This is a genomic window from Microbacterium indicum DSM 19969, from assembly GCF_000422385.1.
GTDB classification, from domain to species: domain Bacteria; phylum Actinomycetota; class Actinomycetes; order Actinomycetales; family Microbacteriaceae; genus Microbacterium; species Microbacterium indicum.
In genome coordinates this window covers 13,737-35,309 of the sequence record NZ_AULR01000015.1, presented here as the reverse complement: position 1 = coordinate 35,309, position 21,573 = coordinate 13,737, and the positions used below count along the sequence as shown (strand labels likewise).

Genomic DNA, 21,573 nt, shown 5'->3' with positions numbered 1-21,573 from the left:
CTCACCCCCGCTTCGGCACCGTGACCTGCACCTCCTGCACCCGGGCGGCGGCCGCACGCCCCGGATCCGCCATGCGCGCGACGAGCATCTCGACGGCCTCTCGGCCGAGCGCTTCGCCGTCGACGTCGATGGCGGGGGCGGCGGATCCGACGGCGTCGACGATGCTCGTCTCACTCGTGATGACGGGCAGCTCCTCGCCCGCGAGCAGCAGGGCGTGGGCGATGCCGAGGCCGATGTCGGTCGCGTAGGGGATCACGGCGGTGGGCCTGTGGCGGAGGATCTCGCCGGATGCGCGGATCCCCGCGGCGAACGTCGACTCGTAGGGCGACGCGACGTCGACGCGCACGCCGGCGCGGTCGGCGGCCGCGCGGACGAGGCTCTCACGAAGTCGGTCCTGCCACGATCCGGCGGGCCCGCCGACGTACAGCAGGCGCTCGTGGCCGGCCGCGATGAGCGCGTCGGTCAGCCGGCCGAACGCCTCGGGGGTGTCGACGCGCACGGAATCGACCCCGTCGATCTCGCGGTCGACGAGTACGGCGGGCAGTCGACCGATCGCCGAGGTCACGAGGTCGTCGATGCCGCGGGGCGCGACGACGATCGCGCCGTCGACCTGCTTCGCGAGGCGCGCGAACTTCGCGAGCTCGTCCACGTGCTCGAGGGGGTGCACGACGACGGTGAGCTGCAGGTCGGCCTCGTCGGCGGCGGCCTGGGCGCCCGCGATCACGGGGGTGAAGAACGAGTTCGCGAGCGTCGGAACCGTGAGCGCGATCACGCCGGTGCGGCCGCCGGCGAGCTGCCGTGCGGCACGGTTGGCGACGAAGCCGAGCTTGTCAGCCGCCGTGTGCACGCGCTCGGCCGTGCTCTGCGAGACGACGTCGGGTCGGCTGAACACTCGCGAGGCGGTCGCCTTCGAGACACCCGCGAGCGCCGCGACGTCGGCGAGAGTTGCCATTCCTTCTCCTTGATCCGCACCAAGCCTAGCCCGACTCTGAAACCGTTTGCATCTCTTCGTAACACAGGGTTTACACCCTCGATTATGCGTTGGATCGGCCAATCCTCTAGCGTGAATGCAACCGGTTACATCCGAGTCATCGTCCTGGAGGTCCTCGCGTGCGGTCACGCTTCACCCCCGTGCTCCTGCTGCTGCCGGGCCTCGCATTCCTGCTGATCGGCTTCCTCGTGCCGTCGCTCGCGATGCTCTTCGCCCCGCCCGGCACCGACACGGCCGACATCTTCGTGCGTCTCGGGCAGATGGTCACGGACCCGTACGACCTCGCGATCATCGGCCGCACGCTCGTCTACGGCCTCGTCGTCACGGCGATCTCGGTCGGACTCGGCTTCCCGATCGCCTACATGCTCGCCCGCACGCCGTCGCGATGGTCGGGGATCCTGCTCGCGCTCGCGATCTTCCCCCTTCTCCTCAGCAACGTGGTGCGCACGTTCGGCTGGCTCGTGGTCCTCGGATCCAACGGCGCGCTCGGGCAGCTGCTCGTCGGCCTCGGCATCGTCGACGAGGCGCCGCAGCTCCTCTACACGCCTCTCGCGATCGTGCTCGGCATGACGCAGCTCTTCCTGCCGCTCGCGATCGTCACCTGCTATTCGGCGGTGTCGCAGGTGGATCCGGGGCTCGACGACGCCGCGCGCGGCCTCGGCGCGAGCCGCACCCGCACCTTCTGGGACGTCGTCTTCCCTCTCTCGCTTCCGGGGGTCGTCGTCGCCGCGACCCTCGTCTTCGCGGGAGCGATCACGGCCTACACGACGCCCTACCTGCTCGGCGGATCGGGTAACCGCCTGCTCGCGACGCAGCTCTACTCGTATTCGACCGCGACGCTCGACTGGCCCAGCGCCAGCGCGACCGCGCTCATCATGACGGTGCTCGTCTTCCTCGTCTCGGGCATCTCGTCGCTCGTCGGCAGAAAGGGGGCGACCAGCTGATGTCGAACCGCCACCCCGTCGCCGGGGTCCTCGCCGTGGCCGGATACATCGTCATGATCGTGCCGATCCTCTTCGTCGTCGCGACGGCGTTCACCGCGGGGAACTCGCTGAAGTTCCCGCCCGAGGGCTTCTCCCTGCGCTGGTTCGACGCCGCGCTCGGCTACGCGCCGTTCATGAGCTCTCTCGCGACGAGCGCCGAGATCGCGGCCCTCGCGACGCTCATCGCCCTCGCCGTCGGCGTGCCCGTGACCCTCGCGATCCACCGCGGACGGATCCCCGGAAAGGGCATCGTCGAGTCGCTCTTCCTCTCGCCGCTCATCGTCCCCGAGCTCGTCGTCGGCCTCGCGCTGTTCCAGCAGCTCATCGTGATCATGCGCGTCGACAACTGGCTCGTCATGCTGATCGGCCACACGGCGCTCCTGCTGCCCTATGCCGTGCGCGTCACGGGCGCCGCGCTGGCGGGCGCGGATCCGTCACTCGAGGAAGCCGCGCGCGGCCTCGGCGCGAGCCCGATGCGCACGTTCTGGACCATCACCGTGCCCGTGCTGCGCCCCGGCATCTTCTCCGCTGCGCTGCTGAGCTTCATCACCTCGTTCAACAACGTGCCGCTGTCTCTGCTGCTGCAGAGCCGCGACACCCAGACCCTTCCGATCACGATGCTCGACTACGTGCAGCAGAGCTACGACCCGATGGTCGCGGCCACGTCGACGCTCATCCTCGCCGTCACGGTCGTGATCGCCATCATCGCCGAGCGCACCGTCGGGTTCGCCAAGATCTTCGGAGGCATCAGCCGATGAACGCAGCAGCAGAGTTCCGCCAGGTCACCCAGGTGTTCGGCGACTTCACGGCCGTCGACGGCGTCGACCTCGCGATCCCGCGCGGCAGGCTCACGACCCTCCTCGGCCCGTCCGGCTGCGGCAAGACGACGTCGCTGCGCATGCTCGCCGGGTACACGCGCCCCACGTCGGGCAGCGTGCTCATCGACGGGGTCGACGCGACGCGGCTTCCCCCCGAGAAACGCGACCTCGGCATGGTGTTCCAGTCGTACGCGCTCTTCCCGCACATGACCGTCGCCGACAACGTCGGGTACGGCTTGAAGCTCCGCGGGTTGAAGGGGGCGGATCGAGCCGCGCGCGTCGCCGAGTCGCTCGAGCTCGTCGGCCTCGGGCACCTCGCGAAGCGCAAGCCGAAGGCGCTCTCCGGCGGTCAGCAGCAGCGGGTGGCCCTCGCTCGGGCGATCGCGATCCGCCCCAAGCTCCTGCTGCTCGACGAGCCGCTGTCGAACCTCGACGCCCGCCTTCGCGTGCAGATGCGATCCGAGATCCGCCGGATCCAGTCCGAGACCGGCCTCACCGTCGTCCTCGTCACGCACGACCAGGACGAGGCGCTCGAGATGAGCGACGAGATGGTGCTCATGCGCGCCGGGAAGATCATGCAGCAGGGCGCGCCCGCCGAGGTCTTCGGGTCCCCCGCGAACCGGTTCGTCGCCGACTTCCTCGGCTACGAGAACTTCCTGCAGCTTTCCGACGGCCTGATCTCGGTCCGCCCGGAGCACGTGACGATCTCCGCCGGATCCATCGACGCCGGCGGCCTGTCCCTCCCCGGTGTCGTCGCCGACGTCGCATACCGCGGCGTCGACCTGCTCATCTCGGCCGTCGTCCATGACGACGAGGGCGAGCAGGTCCTCCTCTCCAACACCCGCTCCGCCGACGCCGCGCCCGTCGCAGTCGGCGACGCCGTGACCGTCTCGGCGCCCGCCGCCCGCATCGTCCACCTCACCGCGTGACCCCCGAAAGGCCCGTCATCATGAAGCGCACCCGACTCCTCACGATCCCCGCCGTTCTCGCGGTGGGCGGCTTCGCCCTCGCCGGCTGCTCCGCGGCGACCGGCGAACCGGACGCCGACACCCTCGTCGTCAGCACCTTCCCCTTCGGTGTCGAGCAGATGCAGGAGGCGATCTTCGACCCCTTCACCGAGGCGACGGGCATCGAGGTCGAGGTCGAGACGGGATCCAACGCCGACCGCATCTCGCAGCTCGAGCTCATGGGAGGGGAGGACCCGGGTATCGACGTGATGATGATCAGCGACTACTACGCCGCGCTCGGCCAGGACAAGGGCCTGTTCCAGCAGGTCGACGAGTCGAAGGTTCCCGCTCTCGGGGACATCGCCGACTTCGCGATCGACGACGCCTATATGGGCCCCGCCTACAGCTATCAGCTCGACGGAACCCTCTACCGCACAGACGAGCTCTCCGCCGAGGATGCGGCCAGCTGGGATCTGTGGGGCGACGACTCGTACGCGGGCAAGCTCGCGCTGCCCGACATCTCCGTCACGGCGGGCCAGCTCGCCGTCTCGGGTGTCGGAGCGACCCGGGGATCCGGACCCTACGACGTCGACACCGCGTTCGACGTGATGGGCGACTGGGCGCCGAACATGCTGCAGTTCTACAGCTCGACGACCGAGGTGACGAACCTCATCGTGCAGAACGAGATCGTCGCGGCGAACACGATCAGCGGCTTCGCAACCGACCTCATGGCGCAGGGCGAGCCCGTCGCCTGGACGGCCCCCGACGGCGGCGCGTACATGGCGACCAATCGCCTCATGATCCCCGAGGGCGCCGCGAACGTCGATGCGGCGCACCAGTTCATCGACTTCGTCCTCTCCGCCGAGACCCAGTCGAAGTCGGCTGAGCTCGTCGGCGACCTCCCCGTCAACCCGGATGCGACGATCCCCGACGAGATCGACGCCGTGGTCGGCGACATCGCGGCCGACCCGATCGCAGCCGGCTATGAGACCCTCGACCCCGCCGAGCTGACGCCGACCCGTAATGAGTGGGTCGACCGCTTCGCTCGCGAGGTCACGTCCAAGTGACCGCGGGAGCGGAGGCCACCATCGCCGCGCCGCCCTCGCGCCCCGAGGGGCCCGCCGCGGCTCCCGTCACCGACGAGTGGCTGCGGGCGATCCCCAAGGTCGACCTGCACTGCCACCTCATCGGCACCGTGCGGGGCTCGACGTTCGCAGAGCTCGCGCGCCGTGAGGGGCTCGAGCTGCCCGACGATCCCGAGCGGATCTGGAGCGACATCAACTCGCTTCCGCCGGACCCGAAGCTCTACGAGCACACGGCGATCCCCGTGCCGCAGGGCCGGGCCCCCGGCGAGCCCGAGCGGTCGTACTCTCTGTTCCAGACGTCGATGTGGGTGCGCGACGTGCTGCGCACCCCCGATGACCTGTCGCGCATCGTCTACGAGGCCTTCGAGGACGCGCATGAGATGAGCGGAACGTCACACCTCGAGCTGTTCTTCGACGACGTTCCCGATCACCTCGCGCGCCTCGGGTTCGCGGGCAGCATGGAGGCGTACGCCGAAGGAATCCGCCAGGCGGAGCGCGACTTCGGCATGACAGGCCGGATGATCAAGGGAATCGATCGATCGCTGTCGGGCGAGCATGCGCTCGAACAGGTGCGCCAGGTCGTCGACAACCCTCACGAGTACCTCGCGGGCATCGGCCTCGACAACCTCGAGACCGCCGGCCCACCCGAGCGATTCGCCGACGCGTACCGGCTCGCCGGCGAGGCGGGTCTCGGTCGTACGGCGCACTCGTCCGAACACGTGCCGAGCGCGCAGAACACCATCACCTGCCTGGATCTGCTCGGCTGCGACCGCATCGACCACGGCTACTACGTGCTCGAGGATCAGCGAGTGCTCGACGACGTACGCGAGCGCGGCACCGTCTTCACGGTCGGATCCACGACGTCGCGTCGTTCGTGGCGGCCGTGGCGCCGCGCGTCGATCCGGGCGATGCTCGAGGCGGGGCTCGCGGTCACGCCGTGCTCCGATGACCCGGGCATGTTCCCGACGACGCTGCAGAACGAGTACGAGATCATGCGCGACCTCAACGGCGCGACTCGCGACGAGATCGTCGGGATGGCGCGCCGCGCGGTCGACGCGGCGTGGCTTCCGGCCGAGGACAAGGCGGAGCTCGCGGCGAAGGTCGAGGCCGCGGTGGGGGACGCGGAGCCGACGGGCGCCGTCCGCAGCGCGTAGCGGAGGCGCCAGGGGGCGCCGATCTCGAACCGCTCTCGCCTCCCGACGACGTCGGGGGGCGGGAAGCGGCGGCCTGCGGTCGGGCCGGGTCCGCGATGGTGCGGTCCGGCGTAGGCCGCCCAATTTTGCGATAACCGCCGAAATTATTCGTGACGACGCCGTCACTGCGGAGCAACGCGCGCTCCTTAGCTTCGTCGACAGCGATGACCCGAGATTCGCTACGCCAACGCACAATGCTCCACCTCCCCCGTGATCCGAGAAACGAGCACACCATGACCGCGCCTCACCTCTCCGCCGCCGCCCGCCGCCGCCTCATCCGAACCAGCGCCGGCATCGGGCTCGTCGGCGTCCTCGCCCTCGCCGGCTGCGGCCGCACGGACGCGGCGGCCGACAGCGCAACGACGACGGTCGATGACTCGCCCGCGACGGGGACCGTCGAGGTCTGGGTCCCCGACGGCGACGGGACGGGGCTCGAGACGGTGATCGAGCCGTTCCTCGAGGAGAACCCCGACGTCGATGTCGAGCTCACCGTGATCCCCGAGGACGAGTACAACACCAAGCTCAGCTCGGCGATCGCCGCGGGCACGGCCCCCGACGTCGCGCAGCTGTACACGGAGAGCCAGGCGCAGTTCATCAAGGGCGGGAGCTTCGCGGCGGTCCCCGACGGCCTCGTCGACGAGGACTCGTTCTTCTCGGGAGCCTGGGACGCGGGAACCGTCGACGGGACGACCTATTCGGTGCCGTGGTACGCCTACACGTACGCCCTCGTGTACCGCGCCGATCTCGCGGCTGAGGCCGGCGTCGAGGCGCCGACGACCTGGGACGAGTTCCCCGCTTTCCTCCAGGCCCTGCAGGACGCCGGAGCAGACCACGGCTTCTCGGCCGACGTCGGGTGGGACAGCTACACGGGCCAGTTCGTCGCGCAGCTCGACTGGCAGGCCGGAGGAGACCTGATCTCCGACGACGGCAGCGCTTGGACGCTCGACACCGACGAGATGGTCAGCGCCCTCTCGCACTACGCCTCCTACTTCACGGGCGGGTACACGTCGACCGACGGCCCGTCGTTCCTCGACTCGCAGCCCTACTTCGTCGAGGGCAAGACCGCGTCGATCGTGACCGGCCCGTGGGTGATCGGGCAGTACGACGACGTCGCCGGCCAGGACGGATGGACCGCCGAGAACGTCGCGACGGCTCCCGTCCCGGCGGGCGACGGCGGCTCGATCAGCTCGCTCGGCGGCGGAAGCTGGGGCGTCCTCGCCGACAGCGACAACTCCGACGCGAGCTGGAAGCTGATCCAGTACCTCTCGGACGAGGACACGCAGCTCACCCAGTACGCCGACTACGGGTCGCTCCCGGCCGTCGAGTCGGCGTGGTCGGACCCCACGATCGCCGATCAGTCGCTCCTCGACGCGTACTTCGAGCAGATGAAGACGGCGCGCACCTATCCCCAGTCCACGACGTGGCCGCAGATCGCGACGCAGCTCGGGGCGGAGATGGAGGCCGTCGCGCGCGGCACCAAGACCGCGGAGCAGGCGGCGTCCGACATCCAGTCCTTCGCCGACTCGCTCGGCACCGGCACGGAGTGATCCGCACACCATGACCACCATCTCGCGCGGGGCGGCCCGTCCGTCGCTCCGCGCGGGGGCGTCGTCGTCAGCACGCCCTCGCTCCTCAGCCCGCCGTCGTACGGGCGCCGTCGCCTGGATGTTCCTCGCGCCGTTCGCTCTCGTCTTCCTCGTCTACACGGCGATCCCGGCCGTCGCGGCCCTGGCGATCAGCCTCTCGGATCTGCGCGGCGCGGATCTCCGCAACCCGTTCCAGGTGAACCTCGTCGGCATCGACAACTACATCCGACTGTTCACCGACGCTCGGTTCCTCCGCGACCTCGGCAACACGGCGCTGTTCGTCGTCATCGGCGTCCCCCTCACGATGGCGGTCGGCTTCGTCCTCGCCCTCGCGCTCAACACGGGGATCCGGCGGATGCGCGGAGTCTTCCGCACGGTGTTCTACGCGCCCGTCGTCACGAACATCGTGGCGGTGGCGCTGATCTGGAAGTACGCGTTCGGGAGCGACGGGACGGTCAACGACGCCCTCGGATGGTTCGGCTTCGCCGGGCCCGGCTGGCTCACCGACCCCGATCTGGCGATGCCGATCGTCATCCTCCTGGGGATCTGGCGCAACTTCGGCACCGCGATGATCCTCTTCCTCGCGGGCCTGCAGGCCGTGCCCGAGGACGTCTACGAAGCGGCGGCACTCGACGGCGCGGGCTGGTGGCGCCGGCTCTGGCATGTGACGCTGCCGCTCCTCCTCCCGACGATCCTCCTGGTCTCGGTGCTGCTGACGACCTTCTTCCTGCAGGTGTTCGACGAGCCGTACCTGCTGACCAACGGCGGGCCGCTCGGCACCACGGAGTCGGTCGCGATGTACACCTACACGCAGTTCGGCTTCGGCGAATTCGGTCTCTCGTCCGCCGCGTCGTTCGTCACCCTCGCCCTCGTCGTGTGCGTCAGCGCACTGCAGTTCCGGATGCTGAGGCCCCGCGCATGACCGCCGTCACCTCGTTCGCCCCCGTCGCCGCCCCCGCGAGGCGGACCCCGCGCCGGCGCGCACTCACCGGGCTGCTCTACGTCGCTCTCGTGGTCGGCGCGATCCTCACGCTCCTGCCGTTCTGGTGGGTCGTCAGCGGGTCGCTCCGCAGCACGACCGAGATCCGCCAGAACCCGGGTGCATGGATCCCGTCCGACGTCACGTTCGACAACTTCGTGCGCCTGTTCTCGGGCGAGCACTTCGGCGCGTACCTCGTCAACAGCGTCGTCGTCGCCCTCATCGTCGTCGTCGGCAACATCGTCGCGGCGACGGCCGCGGGGTACGCGCTGACGATGTTCGAGTTCCGCGGCAAGCGGATCGCCTTCGCCGCTGTGATGGCGTCGCTCATGGTCCCGTTCACGGCAGTCTTCGTGCCGCAGTTCGTGATCACGGCCAACCTCGGCCTCGTCGACACCCTCGCGGGCATCGCGCTGCCGTATCTGGCGCTGCCCATCTCGATCTTCATCATGCGCCAGTACGCGATGTCGGTGCCGCACGAGCTGATCGAGGCCGCGCGGATCGACGGCGCGAGCGAGATCCGGATCTTCGCCCAGGTGTTCCTCCCGCTCGCCGGCCCGGCCGTGGCGACGGTGACGATCATGTCGTTCCTCAACTCGTGGAACAACTTCATCTGGCCGCTCATCGTGGCGCAGTCGAACGACACATACACCTTGCCCGTCGGCCTGGCGGCCACGAGCAAGGTCGCCGCCAACGTGCTCGACTACGGACTCATGCTCGCCGGCGCTCTCGTGATCATGCTCCCCGTCCTCGTCCTGTTCCTCCTGCTGCAGCGGTACTTCATCCAAGGCATCTCGGCGACGGGCCTCAAGTGAGCCGCCCGCCCGTCCAGATCGCCGGCATCGACCCGCGGGCGCTCCGCCGCGTCAACACGAGCGTCACCCTGCGCGCGCTCGCCGTCTCGACGGAGCCGCTCACGATGTCGGCCCTGGCCGAGACGACCGGGCTCTCGCGCCGCACGCTCGAGCTGATCCTCGACGAGCTCGTGCGCGCCGGATGGGTCGACGAGCTGCCGCGCCGCTCGACGAGCGGGCTCGCGGGCCGGCCGGCCAGGCGCTTCGAGCTCCGACCCCAGCACGCGCTCCTGGCGGCGGTCCGGTTCACGACGGAGGACGTGACGGCGCTCGTCGCCGACGTCCGCGGTCGCGTGCTCGCGCGAGCGCAGGCGCCCCTGCGTGACTACCGGGATCCGGGCCTCTGCCTCGACGACGCGGCCGTCCTCGTCCGCGCGGCCGTCGCCGACTCGGGAGCGACGCTCGACCGACTCCGGGCCGGGGCGATCGCATCGGGCGGCGCGATCGACGACGACGGGATCGTCCGACGGCTCGTCGACACGGAGCGGTGGGCGGGCTTCGACTTCCCGAGCGAGATGGCGGGGCGCCTCGACGTGCCGTGGTTCGCCGACAACGACGCGAACCTCGGCGCCCTCGCCGAGCGCTGGCGCGGGACGGCGGTCGACCACGAGACGATCGTGTGGGCGATCCTCGGCGCGCGCACGGGCGTCGGAACGCTCATCCGCGGCGACATCCACCGTGGCTTCGAGGGCGCGGCTGGCGAGCTGGTGGAGGCGTGGCCGCTCCTGGCGCAGGTCTTCCACGGGCACCCCGTGGGATCCCTGACGTCGCCGGATCCCGCGGCGCGGGCCGCCGCCCTCGAGACCGTCGCCCGGGCGCGAGACGGCGACGCCCGAGCCCTCGTGCTCATCGACGAGTTCGTCGAGCACATCGCGACGATGATCGTCACCCTGTCGTGGACGGTCGCGCCCTCGCTCTTCGTCCTCGGCGGCGGCGTCGAGGACGCGGCCGACGTCATCCTCCCGCGCCTCGCCGAGGCCCTCCGCGAGGCGCGCGCCCCCGACATCCCCCTGCGCATGTCGACGCTCGGCCCCGACGCTCCGCTCATCGGGGCCCTCCGCTTCGCGCTCGACCGGATGGACGTCGAGCTGTTCGGCCCCGTGCTGACGCTCGACCCCGCGGCTCCGCCCGGCGCGGGCTCCCCGACCCACCCCATCGACGACAAGGATCACGCGTGACGATCGACACCCCGGCAGACGTTCTTCTCATCGGCGGCGGGATCATGGGCGCCTCCGTGGCGAGGCTGCTGCGCGAGAGCGATCCCCACCTGAGCATCACGATGCTCGACGCGGGCGAGCCGATCGGCGACGTCGCCGGCGTGCACCTTCACGACATCGCCGACCCGGCGGTCTGGTCGCTCTACAACACCCGCGTCTCGTCCGGGATCCAGGGCATGTACACGGGCGCCGAGGTGGCGGAGGAGACCCCCGCGACCCTCGCCGACGCCGCGCCGGGGATGTTCCACACCGCGACCTTCGGCGAGGAGGCCTCCGCCATGCCGGCGACCGCCATCGCCTGGAACGCCGGCGGGATGGGCGTGCACTGGACCGCGGCGACACCGTGGCCCGCCGGCGACGAGGTCTTCGGCGGCGAGGATGAGCAGTGGCGCGACGACCTCGCGACGGCGCAGCGCCTCCTGCACGCCACCCAGCCGGCGATCGGGCCCACGGAGATCGGCGCGCGGGTCCTCGAGACCCTCGCCGAGATCTACGGCGATCGCGGGCCCGCCGACCGCGGTCCGCAGGCGATGCCGATGGCCGTCTCGCCCGACGGGGATCTGCTGACGCGCACCTCGCCGGCGACGATCTTCCCGCCCATCGCGCACGGCGGCGACCCCGCGTTCGCGATGCGCACCGGTGCGCTCGTGACGGCGCTGATCGTCGACGAGGGGCGCGTGACGGGCGCGCGCGTCCGGTGGTCCTCCGGCGAGGAGAGCGTCTTCGCGGGGCGTCACGTCATCGTCGCCGCCGACGCGCTGCGCACGCCGCAGCTGCTCTTCGCCTCCGGGATCCGCCCCGACGCCCTCGGCCGCTACCTCAACGAGCACGCCTTCGTCACGGCTCGCGCGCTGCTCGACCTCGACCGGTTCGGGATCACGACGGCCGAACTGCCCCTCGCGCCGCGCGGAGAGTGGTGCACCGACTCGCTGTGGCTTCCGCAGAACGGCCCGGCGCAGCCCTTCCACGGGCAGATCATGGACACGACGTACCTCGACGAGAGCGGGCATCCCCTCGCGCATTCCGTCGGCGTCTCGCTCTACACGCCCGTCGAGTCGCGCCCCGAGAACCGCGTGCGCTTCTCGGACGACGAGGTCGACCTCGCGGGCATGCCGCGGATGACCATCGACTTCGCCTACTCCGCCGCCGATCGCGCCCTGATCGACCGGGCGTGGGAGGAGAGCGCCCGCATCGTGCAGCTCTTCGGCGACTTCGATCCCGCGACCGAGCGCGCTCTCCTGCCGCCTGGATCCTCGCTCCACATCACGGGCACCGTCCGATGCGGATCCGATGACGACGGCACGAGCGTGTGCGATCCGTCGGGGCGCGTGTGGGGGATCGACAACCTGTTCCTCGCCGGCACCGGCGTCGTCCCGACCCCCGTCGTCGCGAACGCGACCCTCACGGGCGTCGTCACCGCGGTGCGCGCCGCCCGCGCCGTCGTCGAAGCGCACGTCGCCGCCTAGTCCACACCTCTCCATCCGACCCCGAAAGGCACCCATGTCCCTTCTCCGCGCCGATCGCGTCGCCCTCAATCCGATCCCGTGGATCAGCGTCAAAGCCGACCCCTCGGATCCCGGATCCGAAGACCTCTGGCTGTTCGCCGACCCCGCGTTCCGCAAGGACTATCCGCGTGTGCTCCGCGCGATCCGCGAATCGGGCTTCGCGGTGACGATGATGGAGGTCCTCGACACGCAGACCCTGTTCGACTACCGCCGGATGATCGACGACGCCGGGCTCGCGCTCGCGCCGGGCTACGCGAGCCTCGCCCTGCCCGAGGACCACGGCGTCGCTTTCGACCCCGCGAGCGCCGAGGGGGTCCGCTGGTTCGACGGGATCCGCCGCAAGGCGGAGGAGTCGCTGTTCTTCGGCCTCGAGACGATCTTCCTCTCGCCCGAGGTCTCGTTCGCTCCGGGCGTCATCCGCATGATGGACGAGGCCGCCACGGGCGCGGGGCACCACCCGGCCCGCCTCGATCGCGTGATCGACATGCTCGGCCGCGCCGCCGAGATCTTCGCCGAGGAGGGCGTGCGGGCCGGGCTCCACAACCACGTCGGGACCTGGATCGAGACCGAGGAGGAGATCGAGCGCACCCTCGCCGCGATCCCGACGTCGCTCCTCGGGGCGTCGTTCGACCTCGGGCACCTCGAGTGGGCCGGCATGGACTCCGCGACGATGATCGCGCGCCACGCCGATCGGCTGCTCGACCTCCACATCAAGGACCTCGATCTCGAGGTGGCCGCGGCATCGCGCGCCACCCCGACCTCCTACGGATCCGCTCGCGATCAGGGGCTCTTCCGCGAGCCGGGCCTCGGAACCATGGACCTCGACGGGGCCCTTGCGGCGCTGCCCGACGGCTGGGACGGGTGGACGATCATCGAGGTCGACCGCGCGACGCTGCCGCCCGAGGAGTCCGCGCGCGTGAGCTGGGAGTGGGTGTCCGCGCGGTTCTGACGCCGCGCCTTCCCGCACAGATCTCACCTTCCCGCACACCCGGATCCCGGATCCCGTGTGCGGGAAGGCGAGATCTGTGTGCGGCGGCGCCGCGCTACGCGCAGCCGGGGGTCACGAACAGCGCCTTGCCCCAGGCGCCGACCTGATACCAGAAGCCGTCCCACGCGCGGGCGAAGCCGAGGGGCGGCTGCTCGGTCGGGTCGACCATCTCGATGTCGACGCCGTCGCCGAGGCAGCCCTCGAAGATGTGGCGCGCGCGCTCGGAGTGCTGGTCGAGCGTCACGACGGCGATCGAGTCCCAGCCGCGCTCCTCGGCCTCGTCACGCGCCCACGTCGCCTCGCCCTGCGTCGTGAAGGGCTCGGGATGGAAGCACATCGCGTCGACGTGGATGTCGGCGCAGTACGACGGCGGGTGGTAACTGTCGACGATCGAATAGGCGATCTCGTCGGCGACGCCCGCGTCGAGCAGATCCTCGGCCTGCTCCATCCGCCAGTCCGAAACCGGCCCGAGCACGATGATCGCGTCGACGTGCTGCACCCGGTCGTAGCGGGGGAAGAGGATCTCCTTCGCCGCGACGCCGAGCCCGATCCCCGCGACGAGCACGACGGCGACGAGAGCCGCGATCGCGATGCGCAGGGCGCGGCGGCGGGGCGGCTTGGTCACCCGACCACGATATGGGGGCCGGATGACGGCAAGCTCCACGGCGCGACCCGGAGACGCCGGAGGCCCGGGATCCGCGCGGATCCCGGGCCTCGATGCGTCGCGTCAGGCGCGGCGGCGGCTCGCGACGACGACCGCGATGCCCGCGAGGAGCACCAGGGCGCCGACGACGAGCGGCAGCGCCGTCACGTCGCCGCCTGTCGCGGTGAGCTTCCCGCTGGGCGCGGGCGTCTCGGCGGCGGCGGGAGCGGCCGTCTCGGTGGGGTCGGCCGTGGCGGTCGGCTCGGCGGTCGCGGTGGGCTCGGCGGTCGCCCCGCCCTGGCCCGCGCCGTCGGCGGGCGTCGTCGGCTCGGCCGTCGGCTCCTCGCTCGGCTCGGGCGAGGGGGCCGGCGTCTCGATCGGCGCCTCGCAGTCGAGGGAGCCCTGGCGCAGCGAGAACCCGTCGGTGTCGTTGTCGTCGGCGTAGTACGTCAGGCGCTGGCCGTCGACGCACGAGTCGGCGATCGCGAAGCCCTCGTTCGCCACGTTGTCGGTGTCGGCGGGGCGGTCGTAGAGCGCCGTCTGGGCGAAGGATCCGTCCTCGCCGATCGCGAAGGTGCCGATCCGGCCGTCGCAGGCCTCGTCGCACACGATCCACAGCAGCCCGGTCTGGGCGTCGTACTGCACGTCGGCGACGAGCTCGTAGTCGGTCGCGATCTCGGCGACCCGCTGGAAGGATCCGTCGTCCATCAGGGCGTAGGCGTAGACCGCGGCGGTGCCCTCGACGCCGACGAAGAACAGCCCGTCGCCGTGGCCCGCGTAGGAGGCGGGGTCGTAGGCGGATCCGGTCGACTGGTCGGCGAAGCCGTCCGCGACGAGGTCGGCGTCGGGGGTCCACGTCACGCCCTCGAGGCCCGAGTTCGCGCCGAGGCCGGGGAAGTCGGCCGCGAGGTTCCACTCGTCGGTCGCGGCGAGCTCGCCGCCGCCCGCCGTGGGCTCGAAGCGCAGCACGGCGGGGCGGCTCACGCCGCTCGCCTGGTCGTCGCGCTCGGTCGACACGTAGATGCCGTTCTCGGATCCCGAGCCGATGAACGTGACGCCCTCGGAGTCGGGGATCCCGGATCCGTCGGGGTAGCGCAGCTGCCACTCGTCGCGGATCGCCCAGGTGTCGCCGGAGCGGTCGAGGCGGTAGAGCAGGCCGTTGCCGTTCTCGACGCCCCACATGGTGTCGTCGCCCTCGACGTCGAGGCCGCTCATGTCGCCCGAGAACCAGTCCTCGCCGTCGATGGCCGCGGTCTGCTGGCTGCCGGGCCACGGGCTCGAGTCGACCGTCGGCTCCTCGATGACCGTGGTGCAGTCGTTCGGGGCGCCCTTCGTGCTGACCTTCGTCTGCTCGAGGGATCCCTGGCCGTCGGTGCAGAGGCCCCAGGTCACGTCGGCGTGCTCGGCCCACGCCTCGTGCGCGACGACGGCGCCGTCGGCGTCGAACACCCACGCCTCGTCGGGGCCGCCGAGGCCGAAGTCGAATCCGGGGTCGGCGCCCTGCGCCTGGTCGATGACGAAGAAGCCGTTCGCCGGGAGGACGGAGCCCTCGGGGAGGCGGTACGGGTCGTGGCCCTCGTCGTCGTCGCGGAAGCCGAAGCCCGCGAGGTCGATGTCGGATCCCGTGGTGTTGAAGAGCTCGACCCAGTCGGTGTCGTCGCCGTTCGTCTCGACCTCGTTGATCACGATCTGGCCCGTGAAGGGCGACTCGGCGGGAGCCTCGGGCTCCTCGGGGGCCGCGCAGTCGTTCTCGGCCGAGGGGGTCGGGGATCCCGACTCGACGATCTCGTCACCGCACACGGCCCAGCTCGTGTCGGTGCCCGCCGGGTAGACGAGCTCGCTCACGAGGGTCGCGGCGTCGGGGGTCAGGAGCTTGCCGGCGTCGCCCTTGCCGAGGCCGAATCCGCCCTCGAGGCCGTCCTCGTCGACGAGCATGTGCCAGTAGCCGTCGGCCTCGAGGACCGTGCCCTCGGGGATCACGACGCGGTGGTCGTCGATCGGGTCCTGGTCGTCGGAGAGGATGTAGCCGCTCAGGTCGACGGCGACGTCGCCCGTGTTGTGCAGCTCGATCCAGTCGTCGTTGGGGTCGACCTCGCTGACGACGACCTGCGGGACGTCGGAGGTCGTGGACGCGAGCGCGGGGGCCGCCGCGAGGGGCGCGGCGAAGACGGCGAGCGCGGCGCCGATCGCCAGGGGCTTCGAGAAGTCGGGCATGTCGCGAGGCTGTCAGCGCCCGGTGAACTTCCGGTGGCCGGAAGGTGACGCGCGCCGCCGGCCGTCCGCCACCTGCCGCGTGCCCGGCACCTCGCCCCGCCCGTTGCCGGCACACCCGCCGCAGGACTACGGCAGAAGGCGGGGGTGCCGGTGCGGGGTGCGGCGTGTCGGGGCCCCTCGGCGGGTTTCTGCCGTAGTCCTGCCCGGGCGAGGTGGGGAGGCCACGGCGGCGGGGCGACGACCCGCCCGGGCCGCCCGGCCGACCCCCGGCGAGTGGGTGCCCGGCACCGCGCATGCAGGAGTACGGCGGAAAGCGGGGGTGCCGGGGCACGGGGCGGCGTGTCGGGGCCTCTCGGCGGTTTTCTGCCGTAGTCGTGCCGGGCGAGGTGGGGAGGCCGCGGCGGCGGGGCGACGACCCGCCCGCCGGGCGGCGGCCGACCCCGGCGGGCGGGTGCCCGGCACCGCGCATGCAGGAGTACGGCGGAAAGCGGGGGTGCCGGTGCCGGTGCGGCGTGTCGGGCCCTCTCGGCGGTTTTCTGCCGTAGTCGTGCCCGGCGGGGGAGTCGCGCCCCGCGGCTCACCCCTTGACGGATCCGCTCGCGAGGCCCGCGACGTAGAAGCGCTGCAGCGACACGTAGAGGATCACGCACGGGATCATCGCGACGACGGCGCCCGCGGCGATGAGTCCGAAGTTGACCTGGCCGTACGCACCCTGCTGCATGTTGACCATCGAGACCGGCAGCGTGAAGAGGTCCTGGTCGGTCAGGAAGGTCAGCGCGCCGAGGAACTCGGTCCACGAGGCGAGGAAGGCGTACAGCGCGCTCGTCGCGACGCCGGGCATGATCAGCGGCCGGACGACGCTCGTGAGGATCCGCGGCAGCCGGGCCCCGTCGATCAGCGCCGCCTCCTCGAGCTCGTCGGGCACGGCGTCGAACGTGTTCCGCATCACGAAGATGCAGAACGGCAGGTTGACCGTCGTATAGAAGAGGACGAGCCCGAAGAGCGAGTCGGTCAGCCCGAGGGTGTTCATCTCGATGTACAGCGGCGTGAGGATCGCCTGGAACGGGATCATCATCGTCACGAGGATCGCCCCGAACAGCCACGGCAGCCACCGCGATCGGAACTTCGCGAAGCCGTAGCCCGCGAGGGTCGCGACGAACGCCGTGAGGACGGCCGTGGCGACCGACACGATGACGCTGTTGAGGATCGATCGGCCGAGCCCCGACTGCGACGCGAACTGCGCGAAGTTCTCCCACGTGAAGTGGAAGAAGGTCGCCCACTCGGGCGGCGCCGTGACGACGGCGTGCGGCTGGAACGCCCGCGCCACGGCGAGCAGCAGCGGCACGATGAACACGAGCGACGCGAGCACCCCGCCGACGACGTAGAGGAGCCGCTTCGTCGCGGTCTCGCGGGTGGATCGCTCGGCGTGCGCGTGGCGGTGCCGCTTCGGCGCGCCGGCCGTGACGATCGTGCGGGTGGATCCCGTGACGGGGGTCTGGATCGTCATCGTCAGTCCTTCTCTCGGAGCATCAGGAACTGCACGGCGGTGACGAGTCCCGTCAGCAGCACGAGCAGCAGCGACATGGCGGTGGCCGACCCGAGCTGCAGGTCGACGAACGCCCGGCGGTACACCGACATCACGACGGTCGTGGTCTCGGATCCCGGCCCGCCCTGGGTCAGGATGAAGAACTGCGTGAAGGCGAGGAAGGATCCGATCACCGAGATGATCACGCTCATCGCCATGGGGCGGCGGATCATCGGCATCGTCACCTGCCACTCGGTCTGCCACCAGCTGGCGCCATCGAGCTCGGCCGACTCGTAGACCGCGCCCGGCACACCCTGCATCGCCGAGAGCAGCAGGACCATCGTGAGCCCCGAGACGCCCCAGATGACGAGGGCGCAGATGAGCCCCGTCGCGAGTGGCCCGTCGACGAGCCAGGCGGTCGACCCGTCGGTGATCCCGAGCCACTTGAGGACGACGTTGACGGCGCCGCTGTTCGGCTGCGCCTCGAGGAGGGCGATGAAGCTGATCGTCGTGAGGCCGATGACGTACGGCAGGAAGAAGATCGTGCGCAGCACGGTGGATCCGCGCCTGTTCGCCCGCACCATGACGGCGAGCGCGTACCCGAGCGCGAGGATCGGCAGGGTCACGATCGCGGTGTAGATCAGCGTGTAGAGGATCGCCCGCCCGAACACCGGATCGGTGAGCGCGAGCGCGTAGTTCGTGAGGCCCGTGAAGCTCCAGTCGCCGATGAGCGGCATGTTCGTGAACGAGATCCCGATCGCGGCGATGAGCGGGACGATCACGAACACGAAGACGAACGCGACGGCGGGCAGCACGAGCGCGACGCCGGTGCGGGACGGGTGGGTGAGGGATCCGCGGCGCGTGCGGGCCGCGGGGGCGATGGCGCTCATGCGTCTCCCTGCCGGAGGATCTGGTCGTAGGTGGACTGCGCCGCCTGCATCGCGGCGTCGATCTCGCCGTCGAACACGGCGCGGCGGAACATCTCGAGCCAGGGTCCGTCCGACTGGTTGTAGATGCGGTTGTAGGAGAGCGAGAGCGGTGCGTATCCCGCGTCGATCTGCTCGAGCGGGGTGACCGAGTGGGGCCACCTCCGCCGGAAGTCGTCGGTCAGGACGTCGGAGCGGATCGGCGTGTACCCGCTCGCGGGCAGCTCGGCCTGCTGCGCCGTGTCGAGGCAGAAGAGCACGTACTCCCACGCGGCCTCGGCGTTCTGCGCCCCGTTCGGGATCACGAAGTTGTCGCCGCCGTCGAAGAAGCTGCGCCCGCCCTCGGGGCCGACCATCATCCGCGACTCGACCCGGTCGAGGAAGCCGTCCTCGGCGTTCGAGAGGTTGCCGATCGAGCAGGCGGCCATCCCGGCCGTGCCCTCCATGAATTCGAGCGGCCCGAAGGCGCCGTCGTCGGAGAAGCAGCGGGTGGGGACGAGATCCTCGTTCCACAGCGTGTGGAGGAACTCGAGGGTCTTCCGCGCCGGCTCGTTCCCGACGACGAATCCCGTCTGGCTGCCGATCTCGCCCTGGATCAGGTCGGCGTCGTCGGCCCACATGTGCGGCTGCACGACGAAGCCGAGGAAGCCCGACGAGTTGCCCGGGTACCACCACGCCTTCGTGCCGTCGCCGAGCCCGCCGAGCGCGCGGGCGGCGTCGAGGTAGCCCTCGAAGGATCCCGTCGCCTCGTCGACGTCGAGCCCCGCACGGTCGAACAGCTCGAGGTTGCACCACATGAGCGAGTTGTCGGCGAGGAACGGCACGCCGAAGCTGCGCCCGTCCTTCGCGGCGAGCGACAGGTGCCCGGGGCTGAGGACGTCGGCGTAGGGCAGCTTCTCGACGAGCGGCGTCAGGTCGGCGAGCACGCCGCGCTGCGCGAACAGCGACGAGTAGATGTCGTCGATGTCGACGAGGTCGGGCGGGCGGTTGCCGCGGATCGCGGTCGCGAGCTTCGTGACGTACTGCCCGTTCGGCACGGGCGTGAGCTCGATGTGGATCCGGTCCTGCGATGCGTGGAACGCGTCGACGAGCGCCTGGTTGGCCGTGAGGGTGTCGGCGCGGCACCAGAAGTTGATGGTGCCGCTCGCCTCGCCCGAGCCGAACGCCGACGAGCTCGTGTCGATCGGCTCGAGGCGTGATGCGCAGCCGGCGAGGGCCGCGAGCGCGGCGACCGCCGCCGCGCTGAGGAAGGTCCGTCGTGTGAGCGCCATTGCCCATCTCCTCCGCGGGGCCGGGTCAGTCGACCGGCAGCCAGACCCGCATGGCGCCGGGCCCGCGGTTGGCCCACAGGTGATAGGGGATCGCGGTGAGGTCGCCCGTGCGCAGGGTCGTGACGCCTCCGAGCAGGTCGGGGCGCTCCTCCGCCGTGACGGCCGAGGCCGGATCGACCGACTGGTCGTCGAGGACGACGCCCGCGTTGTCCGCGGCCTCGAAGGCGTAGACGAGGGGCCCGCGGACGAGGGCGCGCTGGCCGCGCGCCTCGTCGACCCGGGGGTGGGCCGCGACGAAGCGTGCGTCGAGGGGCAGCTCGAGCACGAGCTCGTCGCCCCGCGCCCACGCGCGGGTCACGGTCGCGTAGCCCCCCGCGTCGACCGGCAGGCCGTCGAGGGTCGCGCCCTCGGCCCACTCGGGCACGCGGATCGCGATCTCGAACTCGCCGTCGGGGGCCTCGTCGACGACGACCCGCACGGATCCGTCCCACGGGTAGGAGGTCTCGACGCGCAGCGCCGCGGATCCCGCGTCGATCGTCGACGGCGCGAACTGGTGGATCTGCACCCCGCCGTCGGTCGTCGTCGCGAGGTATCCCGCGAGGCTCGACAGGGTGCGCATGATGTTGGGCGGGCAGCAGGCGCAGTCGAACCAGCCGCGGCGGCCGTGCGCGGCGCTGCGCTCCTCGTCGGGGTGCGCGCCCTCGCGGATGTGGAGGGCGTTGACGTAGAAGTACTCGGTGCCGGGCAGGGAGAGGCCCGCGAGCATGCCGTTGAGCAGCATGAGCTCGATCTGATCCGCGTACTGCGCCTCGCCCGTCGCGAGCAGCATGCGCCACGCCCACTGCACGCCGCCGATCGCGGCGCACGTCTCGGCGTATGCGCGGTCGTTGGGAAGCTCGTGCGCGTCGCCGAAGGCCTCGCCGTCCCAGCGGGATCCGAGCCCGCCCGTGACGTACTGCTTCTCGGCGCGCATCGACGCGTACTGCGTCGCGAGCTGCGCGAGGAGCGCGTCGTCACCCGTCTCGATCGCGACGTCGGCGGCGCCGGCCGCGAGGTAGACGGCGCGCACGGCGTGGCCCTCGACGGTCGTGGCCTCGCGCACAGGCAGGCGGTCGGAGAAGTAGGTCGGCGCGTGACCGCGGGCCTCGATGATCCCGTGCCCGCGCGCGTCGACGAACCAGCGGGCGAGGTCGAGGTAGGCCTGAGTCCCGGTCTCGCGGAAGAGCTCGACGAGCGCCATCTCGATCACGGGGTGGCCGTCGATGTCCTCGGTCCTCCCCGGGCCGAAGGTCGCGACGAGGTGGTCGGCGAGGCGCACGGCGACGTCGAGGAGGTCGTCGCGGCCCGTCGCGCGCTTCTGGGCGACGGCCGCCTGGATCAGGTGTCCCGCGCAGTAGTGCTCGTGGCTCCAGGGCAGCTCGCCGTATCGCTCCTGCCGGGCGGGCACGACGGTGTTGAGGTATCCGTCGGCGTCCTGCGCCCGCGCGACGAGCTCGGTCACCTCGAGCTGGTCGCGCAGGAGGCCCTCGTCCTGGGATCGGGCGTACTCCCACGCGGCGGCCTCGAGCCACTTGTAGACGTCGCTGTCGGCGAAGATCGGGCCGGCCGGCTCGCCCTCGGCGTCGCCGACCCTGATGCGGAAGTTCAGCAGGTTCTTCGCCTTCTCGAGCTGCGCGCGGCCCTCGGGGATCGAGGCGTCGGCGTTCGCGTCGATGCGCTGCTTCCACAGGCCTCCCGTGACGGCGGCGGATCCGACGGCGATGGGGCGGAGCCGCGCGTGCGCGCCGACGGAGGGGGCTGCGGGGGAGGCGGAGGTGGTGATCGCGCTGGTCATGGGTCTCCTCGTCG

At 71.1% G+C, this 21,573-nt stretch carries 18 protein-coding genes; 11 read left to right on the top strand and 7 right to left on the bottom strand.

Annotated elements, in window-relative coordinates; translation table 11 throughout:
• Nucleotide 1: 1 nt before the first annotated feature.
• On the bottom strand, nucleotides 2–952 hold the full coding sequence (locus tag H576_RS15390; protein ID WP_036320507.1) for a LacI family DNA-binding transcriptional regulator: 951 nt from the start codon (nucleotides 950–952) through the stop codon (nucleotides 2–4).
• 158 nt (nucleotides 953–1,110) lie between these two features.
• Here H576_RS15390 and H576_RS0110510 point away from each other — a divergent pair, with 158 nt between their 5' ends.
• The 11 genes from H576_RS0110510 to H576_RS15375 all read left to right on the top strand — a co-directional run bounded on the left by H576_RS0110510 (nucleotide 1,111) and on the right by H576_RS15375 (nucleotide 13,107).
• Entirely contained in the window at nucleotides 1,111–1,935 is an 825-nt protein-coding gene (locus H576_RS0110510) for an ABC transporter permease (RefSeq protein WP_029150906.1), read from the top strand.
• Nucleotides 1,935–2,732 carry an ABC transporter permease gene (locus H576_RS0110505; RefSeq protein ID WP_029150905.1) on the top strand — a complete coding sequence of 266 codons (798 nt, stop codon included), beginning with the start codon at nucleotides 1,935–1,937 and terminating at the stop codon, nucleotides 2,730–2,732. The genes H576_RS0110510 and H576_RS0110505 overlap by 1 nt, the downstream gene beginning before the upstream one ends.
• Nucleotides 2,729–3,721 (top strand): ABC transporter ATP-binding protein, encoded by a 993-nt coding sequence (locus tag H576_RS0110500; RefSeq protein WP_029150904.1) that lies wholly within the window; start codon nucleotides 2,729–2,731, stop codon nucleotides 3,719–3,721. Before H576_RS0110505 ends, H576_RS0110500 begins: the two co-directional genes overlap by 4 nt.
• A 20-nt stretch (nucleotides 3,722–3,741) precedes the next feature.
• Nucleotides 3,742–4,806 carry an ABC transporter substrate-binding protein gene (locus H576_RS15385; protein ID WP_051172615.1) on the top strand — a complete coding sequence of 355 codons (1,065 nt, stop codon included), beginning with the start codon at nucleotides 3,742–3,744 and terminating at the stop codon, nucleotides 4,804–4,806.
• On the top strand, nucleotides 4,803–5,978 hold the full coding sequence (locus H576_RS0110490; protein WP_245559168.1) for an adenosine deaminase family protein: 1,176 nt from the start codon (nucleotides 4,803–4,805) through the stop codon (nucleotides 5,976–5,978). The genes H576_RS15385 and H576_RS0110490 overlap by 4 nt, the downstream gene beginning before the upstream one ends.
• A 272-nt stretch (nucleotides 5,979–6,250) precedes the next feature.
• Nucleotides 6,251–7,564 (top strand): extracellular solute-binding protein, encoded by a 1,314-nt coding sequence (locus H576_RS0110485; protein ID WP_029150902.1) that lies wholly within the window; start codon nucleotides 6,251–6,253, stop codon nucleotides 7,562–7,564.
• Between the two features lie 10 nt (nucleotides 7,565–7,574).
• The gene (locus tag H576_RS0110480) at nucleotides 7,575–8,525 is read left to right on the top strand and encodes a carbohydrate ABC transporter permease (protein ID WP_029150901.1); all 951 of its coding nucleotides are present in this window, start codon (nucleotides 7,575–7,577) and stop codon (nucleotides 8,523–8,525) included.
• A complete protein-coding gene (locus tag H576_RS0110475) occupies nucleotides 8,522–9,397 on the top strand; it encodes a carbohydrate ABC transporter permease (RefSeq protein ID WP_029150900.1) in 876 nt (291 codons plus the stop codon). The genes H576_RS0110480 and H576_RS0110475 overlap by 4 nt, the downstream gene beginning before the upstream one ends.
• On the top strand, nucleotides 9,394–10,614 hold the full coding sequence (locus tag H576_RS15380; RefSeq protein WP_211215807.1) for an ROK family transcriptional regulator: 1,221 nt from the start codon (nucleotides 9,394–9,396) through the stop codon (nucleotides 10,612–10,614). Before H576_RS0110475 ends, H576_RS15380 begins: the two co-directional genes overlap by 4 nt.
• Nucleotides 10,611–12,119, top strand: a complete 1,509-nt coding sequence (locus H576_RS0110465) for a GMC oxidoreductase (protein WP_029150899.1) — start codon at nucleotides 10,611–10,613, stop codon at nucleotides 12,117–12,119. Before H576_RS15380 ends, H576_RS0110465 begins: the two co-directional genes overlap by 4 nt.
• Before the next feature lie 34 nt (nucleotides 12,120–12,153).
• Complete coding sequence (locus tag H576_RS15375; protein WP_051172613.1) at nucleotides 12,154–13,107, top strand: sugar phosphate isomerase/epimerase family protein; 954 nt, start codon at nucleotides 12,154–12,156, stop codon at nucleotides 13,105–13,107.
• A gap of 94 nt (nucleotides 13,108–13,201) precedes the next feature.
• On the opposite strand, the gene H576_RS15370 is transcribed toward H576_RS15375, so the two are convergent.
• From H576_RS15370 to H576_RS0110430, 6 genes are all read right to left on the bottom strand, one after another.
• The gene (locus tag H576_RS15370) at nucleotides 13,202–13,771 is read right to left on the bottom strand and encodes a YdcF family protein (protein WP_036320503.1); all 570 of its coding nucleotides are present in this window, start codon (nucleotides 13,769–13,771) and stop codon (nucleotides 13,202–13,204) included.
• Nucleotides 13,772–13,873: 102 nt separating this feature from the next.
• The gene (locus tag H576_RS15365; RefSeq protein ID WP_051172610.1) at nucleotides 13,874–16,003 is read right to left on the bottom strand and encodes a lamin tail domain-containing protein; all 2,130 of its coding nucleotides are present in this window, start codon (nucleotides 16,001–16,003) and stop codon (nucleotides 13,874–13,876) included.
• A 577-nt stretch (nucleotides 16,004–16,580) separates the two neighbouring features.
• Nucleotides 16,581–17,510 carry a carbohydrate ABC transporter permease gene (locus H576_RS0110445; RefSeq protein ID WP_084502682.1) on the bottom strand — a complete coding sequence of 310 codons (930 nt, stop codon included), beginning with the start codon at nucleotides 17,508–17,510 and terminating at the stop codon, nucleotides 16,581–16,583.
• Between the two features lie 2 nt (nucleotides 17,511–17,512).
• A complete protein-coding gene (locus tag H576_RS0110440; RefSeq protein WP_029150897.1) occupies nucleotides 17,513–18,418 on the bottom strand; it encodes a carbohydrate ABC transporter permease in 906 nt (301 codons plus the stop codon).
• The gene (locus H576_RS0110435; protein WP_029150896.1) at nucleotides 18,415–19,725 is read right to left on the bottom strand and encodes an ABC transporter substrate-binding protein; all 1,311 of its coding nucleotides are present in this window, start codon (nucleotides 19,723–19,725) and stop codon (nucleotides 18,415–18,417) included. Before H576_RS0110435 ends, H576_RS0110440 begins: the two co-directional genes overlap by 4 nt.
• 25 nt (nucleotides 19,726–19,750) lie before the next feature.
• A complete protein-coding gene (locus H576_RS0110430) occupies nucleotides 19,751–21,559 on the bottom strand; it encodes a glycoside hydrolase family 127 protein (protein WP_029150895.1) in 1,809 nt (602 codons plus the stop codon).
• Nucleotides 21,560–21,573: the final 14 nt, after the last annotated feature.

What these genes read in the sequence shown, in the direction of transcription:
- H576_RS15390 (WP_036320507.1), bottom strand. Translation starts at nt 952, where the DNA reads ATGGCAACTCTCGCCGACGTCGCGGCGCTCGCGGGTGTCTCGAAGGCG.
- H576_RS0110505 (WP_029150905.1), top strand. Translation starts at nt 1,935, where the DNA reads ATGTCGAACCGCCACCCCGTCGCCGGGGTCCTCGCCGTGGCCGGATAC.
- H576_RS0110500 (WP_029150904.1), top strand. Translation starts at nt 2,729, where the DNA reads ATGAACGCAGCAGCAGAGTTCCGCCAGGTCACCCAGGTGTTCGGCGAC.
- H576_RS15385 (WP_051172615.1), top strand. Translation starts at nt 3,742, where the DNA reads ATGAAGCGCACCCGACTCCTCACGATCCCCGCCGTTCTCGCGGTGGGC.
- H576_RS0110485 (WP_029150902.1), top strand. Translation starts at nt 6,251, where the DNA reads ATGACCGCGCCTCACCTCTCCGCCGCCGCCCGCCGCCGCCTCATCCGA.
- H576_RS0110480 (WP_029150901.1), top strand. Translation starts at nt 7,575, where the DNA reads ATGACCACCATCTCGCGCGGGGCGGCCCGTCCGTCGCTCCGCGCGGGG.
- H576_RS0110475 (WP_029150900.1), top strand. Translation starts at nt 8,522, where the DNA reads ATGACCGCCGTCACCTCGTTCGCCCCCGTCGCCGCCCCCGCGAGGCGG.
- H576_RS15375 (WP_051172613.1), top strand. Translation starts at nt 12,154, where the DNA reads ATGTCCCTTCTCCGCGCCGATCGCGTCGCCCTCAATCCGATCCCGTGG.
- H576_RS15365 (WP_051172610.1), bottom strand. Translation starts at nt 16,003, where the DNA reads ATGCCCGACTTCTCGAAGCCCCTGGCGATCGGCGCCGCGCTCGCCGTC.
- H576_RS0110445 (WP_084502682.1), bottom strand. Translation starts at nt 17,510, where the DNA reads ATGACGATCCAGACCCCCGTCACGGGATCCACCCGCACGATCGTCACG.
- H576_RS0110440 (WP_029150897.1), bottom strand. Translation starts at nt 18,418, where the DNA reads ATGAGCGCCATCGCCCCCGCGGCCCGCACGCGCCGCGGATCCCTCACC.
- H576_RS0110435 (WP_029150896.1), bottom strand. Translation starts at nt 19,725, where the DNA reads ATGGCGCTCACACGACGGACCTTCCTCAGCGCGGCGGCGGTCGCCGCG.
- H576_RS0110430 (WP_029150895.1), bottom strand. Translation starts at nt 21,559, where the DNA reads ATGACCAGCGCGATCACCACCTCCGCCTCCCCCGCAGCCCCCTCCGTC.